Annotated in this window: 14 protein-coding genes; 4 read left to right on the plus strand and 10 right to left on the minus strand. The window is 46.5% G+C overall.

Annotated features, from left to right (window positions below):
* Positions 1-72: 72 nt before the first annotated feature.
* The 3 genes from ACJJIC_RS06275 to ACJJIC_RS06285 all read right to left on the minus strand — a co-directional run bounded on the left by ACJJIC_RS06275 (position 73) and on the right by ACJJIC_RS06285 (position 2,992).
* Positions 73-504, minus strand: coding sequence for a hypothetical protein (locus tag ACJJIC_RS06275; RefSeq protein WP_444910516.1), 432 nt, complete (start codon positions 502-504; stop codon positions 73-75).
* A gap of 576 nt (positions 505-1,080) precedes the next feature.
* Positions 1,081-2,343, minus strand: coding sequence for an NADH:flavin oxidoreductase/NADH oxidase family protein (locus ACJJIC_RS06280; RefSeq protein WP_445356618.1), 1,263 nt, complete (start codon positions 2,341-2,343; stop codon positions 1,081-1,083).
* The gene (locus tag ACJJIC_RS06285) at positions 2,333-2,992 is read right to left on the minus strand and encodes a TetR/AcrR family transcriptional regulator (protein ID WP_445356619.1); all 660 of its coding nucleotides are present in this window, start codon (positions 2,990-2,992) and stop codon (positions 2,333-2,335) included. Before ACJJIC_RS06285 ends, ACJJIC_RS06280 begins: the two co-directional genes overlap by 11 nt.
* A gap of 393 nt (positions 2,993-3,385) precedes the next feature.
* On the opposite strand from ACJJIC_RS06285, the gene ACJJIC_RS06290 reads away from it, so the two are divergent.
* The 3 genes from ACJJIC_RS06290 (at position 3,386) to ACJJIC_RS06300 (ending at position 6,714) form a co-directional block, all read left to right on the plus strand.
* Complete coding sequence (locus ACJJIC_RS06290; protein ID WP_444910513.1) at positions 3,386-3,574, plus strand: hypothetical protein; 189 nt, start codon at positions 3,386-3,388, stop codon at positions 3,572-3,574.
* Positions 3,575-3,771: 197 nt separating this feature from the next.
* Positions 3,772-5,973 (plus strand): S9 family peptidase, encoded by a 2,202-nt coding sequence (locus ACJJIC_RS06295; RefSeq protein WP_445356620.1) that lies wholly within the window; start codon positions 3,772-3,774, stop codon positions 5,971-5,973.
* A 303-nt stretch (positions 5,974-6,276) separates the two neighbouring features.
* A complete protein-coding gene (locus ACJJIC_RS06300; RefSeq protein ID WP_444910511.1) occupies positions 6,277-6,714 on the plus strand; it encodes a rhodanese-like domain-containing protein in 438 nt (145 codons plus the stop codon).
* A 78-nt stretch (positions 6,715-6,792) separates the two neighbouring features.
* On the opposite strand, the gene katG is transcribed toward ACJJIC_RS06300, so the two are convergent.
* Positions 6,793-9,063: a catalase/peroxidase HPI gene (gene katG / locus ACJJIC_RS06305; protein WP_444910510.1), complete on the minus strand. Its 2,271-nt coding sequence runs from the start codon at positions 9,061-9,063 to the stop codon at positions 6,793-6,795.
* Positions 9,064-9,597: 534 nt separating this feature from the next.
* On the opposite strand from katG, the gene ACJJIC_RS06310 reads away from it, so the two are divergent.
* Positions 9,598-11,586 (plus strand): alkyl/aryl-sulfatase, encoded by a 1,989-nt coding sequence (locus ACJJIC_RS06310; RefSeq protein WP_444910509.1) that lies wholly within the window; start codon positions 9,598-9,600, stop codon positions 11,584-11,586.
* Here ACJJIC_RS06310 and ACJJIC_RS06315 read toward each other — a convergent pair.
* The 6 genes from ACJJIC_RS06315 to ACJJIC_RS06340 all read right to left on the minus strand — a co-directional run bounded on the left by ACJJIC_RS06315 (position 11,497) and on the right by ACJJIC_RS06340 (position 18,202).
* Positions 11,497-13,539: a DNRLRE domain-containing protein gene (locus ACJJIC_RS06315; protein ID WP_445356621.1), complete on the minus strand. Its 2,043-nt coding sequence runs from the start codon at positions 13,537-13,539 to the stop codon at positions 11,497-11,499. The genes ACJJIC_RS06310 and ACJJIC_RS06315 overlap by 90 nt on opposite strands.
* Before the next feature lie 79 nt (positions 13,540-13,618).
* On the minus strand, positions 13,619-14,260 hold the full coding sequence (locus ACJJIC_RS06320; RefSeq protein WP_444910507.1) for an Lcl C-terminal domain-containing protein: 642 nt from the start codon (positions 14,258-14,260) through the stop codon (positions 13,619-13,621).
* Positions 14,257-15,840 carry an ethylbenzene dehydrogenase-related protein gene (locus ACJJIC_RS06325; RefSeq protein ID WP_444910506.1) on the minus strand — a complete coding sequence of 528 codons (1,584 nt, stop codon included), beginning with the start codon at positions 15,838-15,840 and terminating at the stop codon, positions 14,257-14,259. Before ACJJIC_RS06325 ends, ACJJIC_RS06320 begins: the two co-directional genes overlap by 4 nt.
* A gap of 227 nt (positions 15,841-16,067) precedes the next feature.
* Positions 16,068-16,670, minus strand: a complete 603-nt coding sequence (locus ACJJIC_RS06330; RefSeq protein ID WP_445356622.1) for a glutathione S-transferase N-terminal domain-containing protein — start codon at positions 16,668-16,670, stop codon at positions 16,068-16,070.
* Positions 16,671-16,746: 76 nt separating this feature from the next.
* On the minus strand, positions 16,747-16,998 hold the full coding sequence (locus ACJJIC_RS06335) for an HP1242/YdcH family protein (protein WP_252083304.1): 252 nt from the start codon (positions 16,996-16,998) through the stop codon (positions 16,747-16,749).
* Positions 16,999-17,509: 511 nt separating this feature from the next.
* Positions 17,510-18,202 (minus strand): TetR/AcrR family transcriptional regulator, encoded by a 693-nt coding sequence (locus ACJJIC_RS06340; protein ID WP_252083303.1) that lies wholly within the window; start codon positions 18,200-18,202, stop codon positions 17,510-17,512.
* Positions 18,203-18,289 lie beyond the last annotated feature (87 nt).

Here is an 18,289-nt window from a genome sequence, read left to right on the forward strand (position 1 = left end):
GCTACAACCGGGCACTTTATAATTGCCCGGTTGTAATACATGAGCTTTTTATCGAGCTTATCTGGGTGTCTTTCACCTATCTGATTGAGCGGCAACTGCACGACATTCACCGTGAATCTCTGCCCGGCCTTTCTCGAAAGTCTGTTCAATCAGGAACCAGCCGTTAGAACAGAATCCATTTTCATTTGTGAGGAGTTCCACCCTCGCCATTGCCATTTTCTTAATATCGCCTGAGTTTGATTGACTGTGGCCAGGTTTACCAGAGCTGGGTTTGCCCCTTGCTGGCTTACCCTTACCGCCCATTCCGGGGCCACCGTTATGTTTACTGCCGTGGCTTCCATCGTCATGGGGCGCTGCCCCCAGGCTTGCCTTATATACAAAGCGTTTGTGTCCTAGTTCAGTGATGTTAGCAACAAAAGATTCGTTAGTGGGAACCTTAGGCGTGGAGCTACAGCCGAAGATGAGCAGGGAAGCTCCCATAGTAGAGAAGAGGTTAGCCTTCATTGTTGTTATCCTGTGAGTCATTCGTTTCCAGTATGACCTTTGCCCTGTACTAACGTCGGTTAAGCAGAGTAAACAATTGTTAAGGTCAATCAATTCAACAAGGTGTTTCTTTCTTAGGGGCCTTTACCGGATATTTTCTTCTTACCTAAATAAGTTACTCTTGAAATCTGTGTTTTTATATATGCGTAGAGGTCTACCCAGATTATTTTTACTCTAATCTATGGCTTGATAATGGGATAAGGGCCTAAAGAATAAAATAATTTTATAGTTCTATGACGATTTATAGAGGAGAAATAGAGAGCAGATTTTCGGGTTTGATTTTAGGGTGCACAGTGTCTCCTCGGCAGCTGGAGAGGCCTATTTTTCTGACGCGCTAGGAAATTGTCCTCGGTTACAAAGACCTGTAGAAAAGTTATAATCTGACAACAAAGTGTGGCACAAGCATATAAAAATGCTTTTTTCAACGAATTCGCCCTGGTATTGGTCGGCGGCGGCAATACGTCCTTGTATTGTCTCACTTATCTACTGTGATTTACGGTGAGGAACTATAGTTTTCCTAGGCGCAATAAAGTTTTATCAGGCTCGTCGTCTCTGAAAAGAAAGCAATCCGACAGCAGTCAGCGTTTTTAATACTGAGGTCCAAGCACTCATATTTGGTTTCGTTGGCTTTCCTTTGCCAATAAGGGCCAGCTGTTGTTCGTACCAAGTGACATCCAGCATAGCCATAAAATCCAGTCTGGGAATACCTGTGGTGAGCTTTTTCAATGTTATCTTATGGTTGCCATCCGATAACAGTTTGTGCGATAGCCGTGGGTCAACCGCTAATGGGCGGGCTAGGCCGATCATATCCACGGCATTTGATACAAGGGCGGCCTCCATGGCAGCTGCGGAACGGAAGCCACCGGTGACTACGACAGGAATTTGCAACTGTGCACGTGCCTTTTCTGCATAATCGATAAAATAGGCCTCTCGCTTGATAGTGCTTTCTTTCACATTGGCACCAACCATACTTGGGTTTTCATAATTGCCGCCGGAGATTTCAATTAAGTTAATACCTTCATCCTGCAGGGCTTTCAGAACCTGCATGGATTCCTCTTCACTGAACCCACCTTTTTGAAAATCTGCTGAATTGAGTTTTACGCCTACCGGAAAATCTTCACCAACCGCTTCGCGAATAGCGCTATACACCTCGCGTAAAAATCGTAAGCGATTTTCTAAGGTACCTCCCCACTGATCATTTCGCCGATTGTGGTGAGGGGATAGAAACTGATTGATCAGATAACCATGAGCAGCATGTATCTGAATCCCAGTAAATCCAAGTTCTTTCGCCTGTGCTGCGGCCCAGGCAAATTTTTTAATGATAATTACTATTTCATTTTCAGTGAGTTCTCTCGGGCGGTTGAACGTTTTCTCTAAGCCATTAGCCAATGGAATTGCAGAAGGTGCGACGGGTTCGGTACTTAAAAAGTTGGGTGTTTGCTTGCCTGGATGATTTAATTGCATCCAGATTTGTGTACCGTTTTGGCGCCCAGTTTGGGCCCATTTCCGGAACAGGGAAAGGTCCGACTTCTCGTCTAATACCACATTCCGCGGCTCACCCAGAGCTGTTCGATCAACCATGACGTTGCCGGTGACCAGTAAACCTGTGCCTCCTTCTGACCATGTGCGATATAAGTTTATCAGCTCCTCGGTGGGGGCATGATTGGGATCCGCTAATTGCTCACTCATAGCAGATTTAAACAAGCGGTTTTTCACACTGGTTCCCGGCAGAATACTCAGTGGACGAGCGAGAGGTGTAGCTCGATCGGTGTTTTTTAAGGCGTTGATACTATTTTTCAAAATGAATGTCCTGCCTGTAAGTTTTAATACTGGCCAGTGTTTGTTCCCCTTGTTGCGTCACCAAGGTGCTAAAAAACGTCCGTAGCTGTCTGAGTAAATCATTGGGATCACCGGATACCTGGTATTGCAGAATACTGCCCTGCCAAACGCTATAACACAGTGTCGCAAGGTTATCGGCGGGGACGTCACTGCGTAGATCTCCTTGATCTTGTGCCAAATGTAATATCGACTGAAGATTTTCCAGCCACCTGTGCTCTACAGACTCAATGGCTTCACGGCAAAGAGGACTGGCCTGGGCTACCTCGGCCGACATCGCGCCGAGTAGACAGGCACAAGACTGACCAACTTTTACTTTGTTTTGAATACGGTTATGAAAGCAGCACCAGAGCTGGATCAAGCCAGGTGCCTGATTGAGGTTTATTATCGTCTGCGCTAGTTCCGCATCAATCTGCTGGCCGTAGCGGTGAATAATGCTGGCTACGAAGGCCTCTTTACGGGGGAAATAGTTGTAGAACGAACCTTTGGGTACACCTACTGCATCCAAGACCTGCTTGATACCAGTGCCGTGATATCCCTGGCTGGTCAGCATCGCGGTGCCTGCTTCTAACAGTGCTTCTTTGGTGTTTTCGCTTTTACGTGGTCGAGCCATGAATATTAGACCGGTCGTATATTAATTGGTGGTCAATATATGACCGATCGTCTTGGAATGCAAGAGGGAGTGTTTTGTTTTGGTATTTTCTAGGCTAGGGATCAGGAAAAGGTTGCTAATATGGGGAGATTGGCCCCGACGGCCTATTAATCATTGGCCACACACAATAGTTTACTGAAATCGAAAATACTCTTTCAGAATAAAATTTATTCAGGGATTTTGAATCAATATAAAGCTTTTTGTGCTCTTTAATTGGTTATTTTTGGTTTAAATTACCTGCTTTGGCAGGGGCGCTACTCTTTTCATCGCCGCATACTGAGATGGTTCCTCTATCAACTTGCCTGCTCCGACTATAGAGTCTCCCACAGAGTTAGATAAGTAAATGGATCGATTGTGATTGAGTTCGCGGTGGAAACTGGGAAGGGCTGCGACCTGGATATCTTTGGCGGCAAATTGTTATGGAAGGAGGTGAGAACTGTTTTAATAGAAGAAGTAGGTTGGTTCTTCTTATTGATTTTGTTTCGCCAAAAGCCAGCCCCAAGATTGTCTTCAGGCACTGCGAATATCGATGATGCAGAGTAAATGACGGTAAAGTAAAACAATTGCAGAAGGTTTGATTGTCACTCTGTTAAATTCAGAAAGAGAGCTTGATGCCCTCCGTTATCTGGAGATTACATTGTAGAATTCAAGGACTTTGTTGCTTGCAGAGAAAGTGGTTTAACGCCTTTCTTAACGCAGATTTGCGCCTAGCATAAAACACTAAAACAAAGAGCCCTTCTATGAAAAGAAAACTGCTTGCCCTACTTAGCTGTACAACCTTTGCGGGACTCTGTTCCGCGGATACGTTGACTATTGAGCGAATATTCTCCGATCCGGCCCTTGGAGGCACAGCGCCACGTGCCCTTGAGTACTCTCCCGATGGTAGTCGGGTAACTTTTCTGAAGGGGCGTGATGAAGACTATAACCGTTACGATTTGTGGGAATATAACATTGCCGATAAAGAGTCCCGTATCCTGGTGAATTCCGATAGCCTGCACAGTGGTCATGAGGAATTGTCCGATGAAGAAAAAGCCCGACGCGAGCGCCAGCGAATTTATGGCAGTGGCATTATGGAATACAGCTGGTCGGAAGATGGTAAGTCCCTGTTATTTCCGTTAGCTGGAGATGTTTATTACTACGGCCTGGATAGTAAATCCGCGCGGCGCTTAACTGAAACTGAAACTTTCGAAACCGATGTGCGGGTTTCCCCTAAAGGGCGTTATGTTTCTTTTATTCGCGACCAGGATATTTTTGTTGTTGACCTAAAAAATGGTAAAGAGCGTGCATTAACCAGTGATGGCCACGGGCCTATTAAAAATGGTATGGCCGAATTTGTTGCTCAGGAAGAGATGGGGCGCATGAGCGGATACTGGTGGTCACCAGATGACCGTCATATCGCCTTTCTGCAGGTGGATGAGTCTCCGGTGGATAAGGTGACTCGCAGTGAAATCTATGCTGATCGCATTGACCTGATTCAGCAACGCTATCCCGCCGCAGGGAGAGCGAATGTAAAAATTCAGCTGGGCATTCTGAATGTAGAAACCGGTAAATCCCGCTGGGTAAGCCTTGGTAATGAGCAGGATATTTATATTCCTCGCGTGCAGTGGGCGCGCGATAATCTACTGACTTATCAATGGCAGTCCCGCAATCAACAGAAGTTGCAATTGCGTGCTTTTGATCTGAAGACGAACACTGGTAATACCCTGTTGATTGAGTCCAGTGATACCTGGGTAAATTTGAGTGATGATCTTCATTTCTTGGAGAATAAAGATCAATTTATCTGGTCTTCAGAGAGAGATGGTTTTAAACATCTCTATCTCTATGATCTAAGTGGTAAATTGTTGAATCAGATCACTCAGGGTGACTGGGTAGTGGATGAAGTTGAAGCGATTGATGAGAATCAGGGCCTGGTGTATTTCACCGGGCGTAAAGATACTGTGATAGAGCGACATTTGTATCGAGCGCCATTCAATGGGGATGGAAAGATACAACGTATCTCTAGCAAGAAGGGAATGCATGATATTGAGTTTTCCCAAGATGCCTCGGGTTATATCGATAAATTTTCCAGTGTAAATACCCCGCCTCAAGTAAGCTTGCATAATGCCAGTGGCGAACTAACGACCTGGCTGGAAGAAAATGCGGTTATTAATGGGCACCCTTTACACCCTTACAAAGCTGGTTGGATTACTCCTGAGTTCGGTACCATTGAATCCCCTCTGGGGCATCAGCTTAATTATCGACTTTATAAGCCAGCTAATTTTGATGCATCAAAGCGTTACCCGGTTATGGTTTATGTCTATGGTGGACCCCATGTTCAGGTAGTTACCAATAGCTGGGATAAAGCCTTTAACCAGTTTATGGCCCAGCAAGGGTATGTCGTTTTTTCTCTGGATAATCGAGGTTCTGCTAACCGCGGAACGACTTTTGAGAACCCCATTTTTAAAAATATGGGTAGCCCTGAAGTTGAAGATCAGGTTACTGGAGTGAAATTCTTGCGCACACTACCTTTTGTTGATAGTGAGAATATTGGTATCTTTGGGCACAGTTATGGGGGCTATATGGCTATTATGAGTATGTTTAAAGCGGGTGACTATTTTAAGGCAGGTGTATCCGGTGCTCCTGTTACCGATTGGTCCCTTTATGATACCCATTATACTGAGCGTTATATGGGGAACCCCGATACCGATGCGGATGCCTATCAGGCTTCATCAGTTTTTCCGTACACTGAGGGACTTAAGGGCTCCCTGTTGATTTATCACGGTATGGCGGATGATAATGTCTTGTTTACTAACACCACCCGACTGATCAAACAGCTACAGGATAATGGCCAGCAGTTTGAATTGATGACCTACCCGGGCAAGAAGCATAGTTTGCGCGGTAAACAAACTCGGATTCACCAGTACAGAATGATCAGAGATTTCTTTGATCGACATTTACGTTAAGACAGCTAATTTTAGTTATATTATTTTCTGTATATCAGGACCCCAGGCAAATAAAGCTTGGGGTTTGATCAGTGAAGTACTGATATCATCCTTATCCCTTCTACATTTTTTGTACCAAGTCTCCAATCATCCCAAGAACATCTCTATTTGTCTCATATGGTGTTCAATTATTTTTGGTGATTGATATTTTCTGTTTACTTTCTTTCTCATGGATTATGTTGTTTGAGGAAATTGGGAGTGCAAATAATCTACTAAGTGATTTTTGGTGGATCTGTTCAGGAATATATTGGGTTAGGGTGAATTATGTTGAATAGAATTGGTGGTAGATTTATTGTATTAGCTGCATTAATAAGTTTTTTTGGATGTGCTGGTGTTGGAACTGAAAAAGAGATGCCGTCACAGGAAGTAAGTCGCGAAATGGTGGGAGTTGAAGCAGGACTACTATCTGCTTATATGCAGGACCAATCCCTATTGACTCTAGTTGATGCGCGAACAGTGGGGGAATTTGAGGCTGGACATGTAAACGGTGCAATTAATGTCCCTCTAGGTGATTTCGATGAAATGAGAGAGCATTTAACAATAGGTCTTGACGAGATGGTATTGGTTTACTGCAAAAGTGGCACACGGGCAAAAAGATTGGCAAATAAATTATTTGCAGTCGGCTATAAGGATGTCAGAGTTATATCATCGCACCAGTTGAAATTTATTGAAGGAGAAATAATTTTTGCAAACTTGGATTAAAGTTTGATGTGGCTAAAAGAGACAAGGTAAACCGGCTGATATGCTGGTTTACCTTGAAGTAATTATCGTAAGAACCATTTACTGACTAGCTGTGTCAAAACGATCCAGATTCATTACCTTAGTCCAGGCTTTAGAAAAATCCTGCACGAATTTCTGCTGAGAGTTATTGAAGGCATAGACCTCAGCGACTGCTCTGAGCTCGGAGTTGGAGCCAAAGATTAGATCTACAGGGGTTGCCGTCCACTTTACCTTACCGGTTTTGCGGTCGCTACCCTCATAAACCCCCTCTGCTTTATCGGATTTTTTCCATATTGTGGACATGTCTAGTAAGTTGACAAAAAAGTCGTTAGTGAGTATTCCTGGTTTATCGGTAAAGACGCCGTTTTTCGATCCATCAGTATTGGCGTTCAGCGCGCGCATACCGCCAATCAAAACCGTCATTTCCGGTACAGTGAGGGTCAACAGGCTGGCGCGGTCCACCAGCATCTCGGTGGGTGTACGGCTATTATTACTGCTGAAATAATTGCGAAAGCCGTCGGCTGTGGGCTCAAGCATGGCGATGGAATTAACATCAGTCTGTTGCTGGCTTGCATCGGTACGACCGGGCTTGAAAGAAACGCTGATCTTTTGCCCCCCATCCGCAGCTGCTTTCTCAACAGCGGCAGTGCCACCGAGAACAATAAGGTCGGCGAGAGAGACTTTCTTACCCCCAGATTGGGCATTGTTAAACTCTTGCTGAATTTTTTCTAGCTGTGCTAGAACCTTGGCAAGTTCCTCTGGGTCATTGACTGGCCATTGTTTCTGGGGATCCAGCCGTATACGTGCGCCATTTGCTCCTCCACGCATATCTGAGCCGCGAAAAGTCGAAGCAGAGCCCCAGGCCGTTCTTACCAGCTCAGGCACGGTAAGGCCAGAGGAGAGGATTTTCGTTTTAAGTTGGCCGACATCATTGTCATCTATTAGAGGGTGATCAACTTTTGGTACTGGGTCTTGCCAGATCAGATCTTCTTCGGGAACTTCCACACCCAGATAACGCGCTTGTGGGCCCATATCGCGGTGAGTCAGCTTGAACCATGCCTTGGCGAAAGCGCGTTTAAATTCCTCAGGATTTTCCTGAAAGCGCTTGGCAATTTCCCGGTAACTGGGATCAAACTTTAAAGATAAATCGGTGGTAAACATGATTGGTGCATGCCGCTTGTTTTTATCAAAAGCGTCTGGCACCAAGTTGGCCGCAGCTTGATCATCGGGGATCCACTGTACTGCACCAGCGGGGCTCTTGGTTTTTACCCAGTTAAACTTGAATAAATTATCCAAGTATTGTTGGCTCCAGTTAATAGGAAGGGCCGACCAAGCCCCTTCAAGCCCAGAGGTCATTGTGTCATCGGCATTACCCTTACCACACTTGTTTTTCCAGCCCAGTCCCTGTTGCTCAATTGGGGCTGCTGCCGGTTCTGGGCCTAAGCAATCGGCTTTTACCGCGCCATGAGCCTTGCCAAAAGTATGGCCACCAGCGATCAGAGCAACCGTTTCTTCATCGTTCATGGCCATACGGGCAAAGGTTTCACGAATGTCGATAGCCGCAGCCTTGGGATCAGGATTACCGTTAGGACCCTCTGGGTTTACATAAATCAATCCCATCTGAACGGCCGCCAGTGGTCTTTCTAACTGGCGATTACCGGTGTAGCGCTCATCGGCCAGCATCTTTGTTTCCGGGCCCCAATAAACCAGATCTGGCTCCCAGTCGTCTATACGGCCACCGGCAAAGCCGTAGGTCTCAAATCCCATGGATTCAAGAGCAACGTTGCCAGTGAGCACCATTAGGTCAGCCCATGATAGATTGGCGCCGTATTTCTGCTTGATAGGCCACAGCAGGCGCCGTGCTTTATCTAGATTGGCATTATCTGGCCAACTATTCAGAGGGTCGAATCGCTGCTGCCCCCCCCCTGCGCCTCCGCGTCCGTCGTTAACCCGGTATGTACCTGCGCTGTGCCAGGCCATTCGGATCATAAAGGGGCCATAATGCCCATAATCCGCAGGCCACCACTCCTGGGAAGTTTTTAACAGCGTTTCAATGTCACTCTTTACTGCTTTGAGATCCAGTGTTTTAAAAGCCTCGGCATAATTAAAGTTTCCTCCCATGGGGTTAGACTTTGGGGAGTGTTGCCGCAAGGGGCGCAGATCCAGCTGGTTGGGCCACCAGAATTGGTTTGATTTAGGTTGGAAGTCCTTTGGGCCCTGGCGGGTGACGGGATCGGTCACTACCTCCTCCTCAGCAGAATACGTATTTGACGCCAATAATGACAGTGTGATGAAAAGAGCGGTACCAAGTGAAGCTCTATAGAATCGCATTGCAATCATCTCCATACGATAAGGAATGCAGATTACAGCTTTTTAATTTGGTCTTTCTTACGAATTTAAAGAGGTATATAGCCTATATTGGCGACGTAATTTTTGCGAGCTTTGTCGGACCAAGCAGCTGAGAAAGAGTTTTATTTCCGGTGGATGATAAATAAATAATATTGGCTAGCGTGGTTTTTTGGGGGCGATATTGGACGTTATCCGTATTTATCTATCGTGATTTTATAGGTACTAATCACCTTTGTCTTTGATGAATAATTTCTAAGGATTAAATGTAATCTATTTGGTTGTTAAGCTTCTTTAAAAACTTAATTGTTGAAAATGACGAAATAAATACGGGTGCCTAGCACTATTTTTTAATATTGGTGGCTTTTATGATGTGTGAGCGATAGCTTCTTTGGGAAGTTAAAACAAGACCACCTCAATACGCAGAGATAAGCTGTTGCGTTCAGGTGTGCTGGCCCATGATTCTATTTTCTTATTCTAGGGCTAAGCCTATGGCAATGATTTATAAGGAGATTCTGTATGCGTATTTTTTTTATTTTTGGGGTGCTTTGTCTTTTATTGATGGCTTGTGGTGAATATTCACAAAAAGCGACCAAACATTCTGAGGAACTGAATGCCAAAGTTAAGCCGGCGAGTAAAGTTACCAAAGCGCATAACTTGTCTGTAGCGAAGCAATTGCCTTTCTCCAATGACTTGGATTTCCGCCTAGCCAAACGTGGGTTTATTGCCACGATTCCGGGAGCACAGGTTACAAACGCTATGGGAAGAGAGGTCTATGGACTGGCTCAGATGCAATTTCTAGATGGGGCGCCAAAGGATACAGTTAATCCGAGTCTTTGGCGGCAGGCTCAACTTAATGCTTTGAACAATGGGTTGTTTGAAGTTGTTGAAGGGATTTACCAGGTTCGCTCACTAGACCTAGCCAATATGACCTTGATCAAAGGGGAAACGGGATGGATTGTTATCGATCCCTTAACCTCTATGGAGACAGCTGCTGCTGGCTTGGCCCTGGCTAATAGGGCGTTAGGCAATAGGCCTGTTAGCGCTGTAATTTTTACCCACAGCCATGCGGATCATTTTGCCGGTGTAGCGGGAGTTCTCACCATGCAACAGCTAGCCGAAGGAAGTGTGGAAATTATCGCGCCTGACGGATTTTCCGAGGAGGCAATCAGCGAGAATGTCCGCTCGGGCAATGTGATGCAGCGGCGGGCGCTCTACCAATTTGGGGACCTGTTACCATCCAGCCCAGATGGATTTGTGTCCTCGGGTCTTGGCAATCGCGTGTCTGATGGAGAGCACGGTATTGCAACGCCTACACAGTTGATTCCCGAAGAAGGGGCAGAGATGAAAATAGATGGTGTAGATATCATCTTTATGAGCACCCCTGGAGCCGAAGCTCCCACTGAGATGGTCTTCTTCTTTCCCCAGTTTAACGCCCTATGTATGAGTGAGATTGCCAATCACACTTTACATAATATCTATACGCTTCGCGGTGCTAAAACTCGGGATGCGCTGGCGTGGAGTCGCTACATAGAGAGAGCCATGGAAAAATTTGGTGGAGATACCCAGGTGGTTTTCAGTAGCCATCACTGGCCCACCTGGGGAAATAGTGAGGCGCTGGATTACCTAGTAAAGCAACGAGATCTCTACAAATATATTCACGATCAGACTCTACGCCTGGCTAACCATGGCCACGACATGATCGAAATCGCCGAACAAATACAATTGCCAGAGGCGCTCTCCCACACCTGGGCTAACCGGGGTTATTACGGTACGGTCAATGTGGGCGCAAAAGCGGTGTACAACCGTTATCTAGGATATTTTGATGGGAACCCTTCCAATCTACACCCACTCCCTCAGGAAGAAGCCGCGCTTCACTATGTAGAGTATATGGGGGGGGAAGAAGAAATAATGAAACGGGCACGGCAGGATTTTTCCCAGGGAAATTACCGTTGGGTGGCGATGGTGTTAAAGCACTTGGTTTTTGCTGAGCCAAAAAATCAGGAGGCACGTTATTTATTGGCGGATGCTTTCGAACAGCTGGGGTATCAGGCGGAGTCTGGAATTTGGCGCAATTTTTATTTAAGCGGTGCCAGGGAGTTACGCCACGGAGTTGAGTTCCGTGAAGAGATGCAGCCGCCGGAAGAAATTGTAGCGCGGGTGCCTCTACAACTTTTATTCGATGCCATGGCGGTGCGCCTTAATGGGGAGAAGGCGGCGGAAGCGGATATCCGCTTAAATATTGAGATGACGGACAACAAAAATAAATACTTAGTGGTCGTTAAAAATGGAGTTTTACACGGTTATCCAGATCGACACAGTGAAGATCCCTCAGCGAGTTTGGCACTAAGTAGCACCGACCTGCGACTGATGTTCAGTGGTTTGGTCGGTGCTCCCACCATGATCAAGGAGGGGCGCTTAAAGGTGCGCGGCAATCCCTTGGCTTTGATCCAGTTTGGCAGACTCTTCGATAAGTTTGATAGGAACTTCAACCTGGTGACCCCTTAATTGGGAGATGCCGGGCAAGGTGGGCAACAGTTTGTCGGGCCTCATATCACCCGTTAGTCGTTGCGGTATGAGTCCCTGATAAGTGGAAGCGGCCGGCTTCGCTTTTAGAGCAAAATTGTTACAAGTAGCCTCAACTTTGAGTGCCGGTGACATGCCGCTTTCCTTGGAAGTGAAGTCCACACCGTTAATACCAGTGCGCGCGGCAATAACAAGCCCGGTATTTATACCGCTAAGCCAACTATTGAGAAGCCCGGAAGACAGAAGATCGATACTTTCTAAACCCTTATAAAAAGGCACAAAGCTCTCTGCCAGATTGCCACGTACCGATGAGCCCCCCACAGAGTTCCAGGTGGCGTTTTCCTCACTCCAGTTATTGGCGGCCTGGTAGATACCGAAAGTGCTACCCGATCGATTCGTGACATTCAGCTGCAGAGTGGCAGAGCTGATAGAGGAGCAGTCGGAAAGACTGCCTAGATCAAATTTAATCAGTGTGTAGAGTGTCCCATAGGTGTGGTCACTCCCATCGGCCAGTAGTCCTTCGGGGTCATGGTTAAAATTACTTGATGCGTAACGGGAGGAGATAAACACATCATCGCTTATTGGTAGGGAAAAGCTGCCGTTACTATCTGAGCTCTCTTGAATCACGGTGCGGCCAGCGTTATTAGCGATCAAATTCATGGATTCCCCCAGGCGGTTGGCGGTCCACCAATTCACATTATCTGGCAGGATGAGTGGATCGGCGGCACGCGCCTCCCGAGTCAGAGTTTCTGCAGTGTCATCGAACTGTGCAGTGCGCACTACCAGTCCACTTTCACTCACCTGGATGACCTTAAACTGCTGGATACTGGCCATGTCGATGGTCCAGGTTTTGGCGTCGTTAGCGGAACGCGCTGGAGCGCCCCAACTCCCTTCCCCCACGTAAACGGTACCGCCGTTATTGGTGGTAGAAAAGTTAATGCCACTGGGTATCACGGCCTCAGTCATTTTGGTGAGATGAGTATCGGATTCCACCACCAGGTTCATCGCATAGTCGTAAAATGACTGCGCCCACCAGTTAAATAAAGTGGGATTGTCAGACTTGCCGCTGTAATGGGGGAACATGGGCTTGTGATATTGGGCGAGACGCCAGCTGGCGGCGCTGCCATAGCTGGATAAATCGCTCGACAGCCAATTATTCATTGCGCTGGCGTAAGAGGACCATCCACTATTCTGAAACTGGCTATTTAAGGTGTAAATACGCAGTAAAGGTGACACCTGCACGGCACCATAAGTGTCGCTGGGCGAACAGTCTCCATCGCCATTAAAATCCACGCCGAAGACTTCGCAGATGGTCGAGTAATTATCATCTTCGTGATTGCCGTGAGTGGGGATCAATGGGTAGATTCGCTTGTAGCTATAACCATCAATCGTATCGCTGGAGTAAGTCAACTCCCAGTCGTCGAGGAATTCTCGCATTTCTGAGGCGCTATTGGCATTGGTGAAGTCGCCGCCATGCATCACTGCGAGAGGGCGTATTTTAGCTAGCAGAGTATTTCCCTGGCGACGAGTGGTATGTCCTGTGCGGGTATCACCACCGGCAATTACTACAAAAGGCGCGTTTTCTGCTGGAGCTGTCCTAAACCAAAATCGCTCACCACAGCCATTTTGGTCACATACACGAAAATAAACAGGAGAGTCCGCATTCAAATCTTGCAGGCGTACAAAATGGCTGGTGATACCGCTATCGAATGTTTCGCTATTGCTGACAAATGCGCTGTTCCAGCTGCTTTCATTGGTGGAGTAACCGTAGCTGACATAGGGATTACTGCTGTTGCCATCTGGAGAAAAACCGATGACAGCACTGCTGGAAGCATCGCCATCCCAGGCAAGGCGGTAGTGTTTGGTGGCGGCACTGACGTTGACTGCCAGCAACAATGTCGAAATAGTGAGAGCGGGGCCTATATATCGTCTCATTGCGGAAATTCCTCTGCAAAGTTGGGACTTTTTGTGAGAGGCCACCGCCTGGAGGGGGCAGGTTGGTGGCGCGCAGGAATTATTGGGGAACGATGTGACAGATGCTTGAACGATTGGTTACCAAGCGTGTGAAAGCTGCATTGCGATAGGGAATTGTGACGGTTTGCCCATTTATAAAATTGACCGCTGCGCCACCGACTTTTAGATAGGAGTAGATGCCTTCGAGGGGGAGGTCGCCATCACTGGTCCAGTAATCACCGCGCTGGGTTTTGGGGAAGTATCCAGTTTCGATACTGGGGCTTCCCGGCTGTGCGTCTGGAGCCACCAGTGAACGCAGTTCGCTGGAGGAGGGCAGGCGCCAATGTTTTGCATCACAGAGTTGTTCCCGGTTAGTGTGCCGGATTAAATCCTCTGTGTCACAGCGCTCTGCTTCGAAATAACAATCTCCATTATTGGCAACGCCCTGATTGTTTAATAGTCGCGAATAAGTCCAACGTCCATCGTGAATGTCCTCACTATCTGTCTTGACCTCCCACAGCAGACCGCTGCGGCTATCGCAGACACAGGACCAGGGGCCCTCCCAGGTATCCATTACTTTTCCCTCAGCGCTCACTTTTAGAAGGTGGTATTGCTGCGGTTTTGGAGCCTGTGGTGTGTGGATAACGGCAGCACCAATCAGACAGGCGGGGAGAATAAAAATCAAAAAGAATCGCGTGATCATAGCGCTTTACTCAGATTCAGTTGGATGGCTCTGGTATGACGGGTGTGGGCAACTTGTGCGCGATCAAATGCGGAAACCCACAGGCAGGTGCCATCTTCGATAGAAATGTCCAGGGGAGAGGCTGTATTTAATTTGCGTACAAGCTCTAGCGACCAGTATCCATCACGCCAAATACCTTTGGCTCTAACATCCGCACGATCACCCTCGAAGCGATTGGAGGTATAAAGTACCGAAGGCATAAGAGTACCTGGTGCTATCAGGTCGCTTTCTGCTGAGTAAGGTTGGTAATCAAACCAGGAGATGGTCCAATCAAGCTCCTGGCCTTCTTTAACATTTTGAAAGGGAGCCAATACATTAGCATCACTAGGCAAGCGTTTAGGAGTGATGCCAGTGGGGGAATACCATTTCCAGTTCAGTAAATAAGCACCGGATTCCTTTGCATCCTGTTGGTAACCTGCGGTGTAGCGGCGTTTACCTGCACGCACTTTATCTGGCGCGCCGATAAAATTGTCATCCGCCAGATACATTTTATTAGTGCGTACTGCTTTCCAGTGCCAAAGATCGTGAAGTTGCCCCGATTGGCTGTAGTGATACCCCTTGCCATGCCAGTTTGATGGCTTGTTTGCCAGTGGTGAACGTCCGAGATGGGCGGTGCCAGCACCTCCGAAGTCACAGTGACTGGAAAGTAACAAGGCAAATTTGTCTTCGTAAAAATTCTTTTCATCAAAATTCTCAAAGCCTTGCTGCTTGATCTTCCAACCTTGATCCGTTTTTTTCAGGGGTAAATGAGTCAGGCTTTCTGTGGGATCCTGCCAGGAAATATGAAAATAAATCTCCTCACCATTTTGCAGAGCTTTGAGATGCACATCAGTACGACCCTGATAAAAATTTGCGCCGCCATCGGTACTGATTTTTAGTGGCTGAGCTTTTGCCCATTGGGGTTCATCGGCATGGCCATCAATATCAATGATCGTATGTATAGGAATTGAGGTTACCGGCAGTTGATAATAAGAAAATTTGGTCAGAAGCAGCCAACCGCCGAGCAGAAAGATGGGCAGCAAACTACATAGCAATGCCAGTTGAACTCTTCTGTTTGTGGCTGGCTTGAGGATATAGAGAAGAGCACTTTGCCCGAACTGCAGTAGATAAACGCCTGCGTGTAGAAAAATATAGACGCTGAGTCCAAGCGCGGCGAAAAAATGTAATATTCGGACCAGTGATAACTGGCCTATCCCAGTAAAGAGCAGCCAGCCACTGGCCAACGAGATGCCAATGAGGCTAATGCCCCCCCAGGTGACTACTCGGTGGTAATTCCATTGTTTATGAGCGCATGATTGTTCAATTCGATAAAGTCGAATAGCATTCGAGTATAAATAGGAAAGGGCAACCAGCGAAAGCAGGAGTGCAGAGAAGAAATGTACACTGTGTACCTCTCCCTGGGGCAGCAGTTCTTCAATTGAGGCAATGGCGGGTTTAGTGAGTGTGGCAATACGCAACCCACTGAAAAGACTGCAGATCACTGCTATTGCTAATGCAGCATGCAGCAGTATCCACATGGGGCTTTTTGATCTGTCAGACATAATTAGGCCCTAAAAAAGCCCACAGGCTATCGGCGGGATATGACAGTTTAGAGAAACTTATGTGGCTCTGAGAAATGGTTAAAACTCATTACTCCGCCAAAATGCAGTCTTTGCTAGAAAAGTGATGTAGGGAGATACGTTGAAAATATTTAAGTCATGCTTAATTAAGTTGAAATTGCAGGCAGTCTTGGCGACGCTAAGTTTTACTTACAGATTTAAGAGCTAAGTTAGTCGCGTAATGGCGTTATTTTGAAGCTTTCTCGTACTTCGAGGATTTCTGATAGGGCGCTTAGTTGTGGCCTATCTTTGCGCCAGTTGAAGTCTTCGTGCCGAAAATCTAGGTATGAAAGTGCTGAGCCGAGCGCAATTTGTAGAAGACAAAATGTCTGGGGAAATTGAAGGACTCTGGCTTCAAAAAAATCCAGGGTACGATTGATTGCACTGTTGTAGCGCTGCCACCAAAATTCTGAATGAAGCCCTTCACGCCCGCGAATTTTCTCTACCTGTCTGTGAACCAAGATCTCCATTAGACCTGAGGACACACTATAGAGTGTTTTTAAATTCCAGTCATTGTCTATCGCAGAGCTGAGGTGGCCATCTCCAAGTTGTTTATCTAGGAACTCACAGATCACTTCGCTATCCATAATAACGTTGCCGTTATCTAAGGTCAGGCAGGGAACTTTACCTAAAGGATTACTGGATATTAAATCATTTGTATTGTGAAAAGGGTGAGAAAAAACTTCACTAACGCGGGAGTGTAACTTGAGTTCTTCTATAACAATTCGGGTTTTTCGGGCAAAGGGGGAGGAGTAAGTCAGAAAGAGTTGCATAACGGCGCTTAATCACTCAGCCACTCTATATGGTCGGCATTGGTGATGAGGCGCCGCTAATTTTGCAAAATAACTACTAATGATGGGGAATGACATCAGTAATACGGTTATAGAGGTGTTGTTTGAGATAGGCGCGTTGTTTTTTTAGTCTTGAATAGTGATCGTCATCAGTGCCGATGCCACTATCCTGTAGTCCTCTAATTTGTTTATCCAGTTTTCGATATTGGTCGTTATCTAGCTTGAATTCTACGTCATTCCTGATCAGGTGCTTGATAGTATCGGCGTACTCGGGAAAATCCAACTCCAGCTCATGCGCGGCTATGGACATAGAAAACCTCCCCTCCATTCAGTTAAAGCATCAAGGGTAATATTAGTTTGTGAATTTAAAGTCACAAAAATCACCACCAAGAAGCAGACTGGGCTGCTAATCATTGGACGATGATTTACCCCCGTTGTTTCAAGCTGATAACGTATTAGGCGGCTAATTTTTAGGTGTGAAAAGGTTGTTCAATTATAGGATTTCTTGAAGGCGGTATTCTTTATGAAGAAAAATTCTAACAAAAGAAAATTTTAGAATGCCAGTTTTTTTAGAGAGTATGCTTGTGATTGATCAGAAGTTTACTCTGAGTGTGTCGTTTATGACATTGTAAGGCGAAAGCGATGGTGAAATGTTAATGGCTTTCAGTATTGCCGCATTCGTAATTTTTATATTGATAAAAAATGAAATTTAACTAATTGGAAGTTTTGTTGGCTGGGTACACAAAAAAGCCTGGCAAATATTATTGCCAGGCCCTAGGTGTGTCGATATTATCTAAATTTTAATTAATAAAATTTAGGCTTTATGCAGAGGCTTCTAATGGAGCAAAGCGCAACTGACGTCTTTGCAACAGCTCTCCGAGATACAGCTTTAAGTAAGCTGCAGCGGCACGCTTGCCCTCTGCGGCGGCTTCCTCGGTAATTCTTCCGAAACGCGAGTATGCCTGGGAACAAAACGAATCATTGATATTGATGGCGCACATAAAACGGTCGCGCCAGTCCTGTGATGGAGGCAACTCAAATTCACGAGACAGATTCTTAATCAAGGTATCTGCCAAGCGCCAGTTGTTTTCCATCTGTAATTGACGTAGAGCCCAGCTGGACTGTGGCCCGTAGTGTACTTTGAGTGCGGAGATATTATCTTCGTAATAACTACGCACTAAGTCGCACAGGTGGTAGAGCATATCTTGCCAGCTATCCGCTGGTGAGAAATCAGAGTGCCCCAGTACCACATCGCCAAATGACTTGTAGTGACGTTCCGCCAGAGCGGTAAGGCTGGCATCTACGCTTGGGAAAAAGTGGTACACGGATGCAGCTGGGACCCCAGCTACCTGGCTCAGATTGGCTAGACTTATGTCCGTGGAATCCTGCTCGGCAATGAGGGTTTCCAGCGCGTCGAGAAGCTTTTCATACTTCTCACGGCCGTTTTTACGTTGTGGTTTGCGCGGACTAGCAGTGTCGCGCCGGCTAATAGCACGTCGATCGATTTGGTTCAAATTCACCTCCCCTTAGACAAGCGCAGTTGGCAAGCGCCAGAAGTGCGCTTTACTTCCTTGTAAAAAATTGTCTTCTGGAATTGATGA

The sequence above is a fragment of the Microbulbifer mixtoriginis (SeqCode) genome (genome assembly GCF_052468275.1).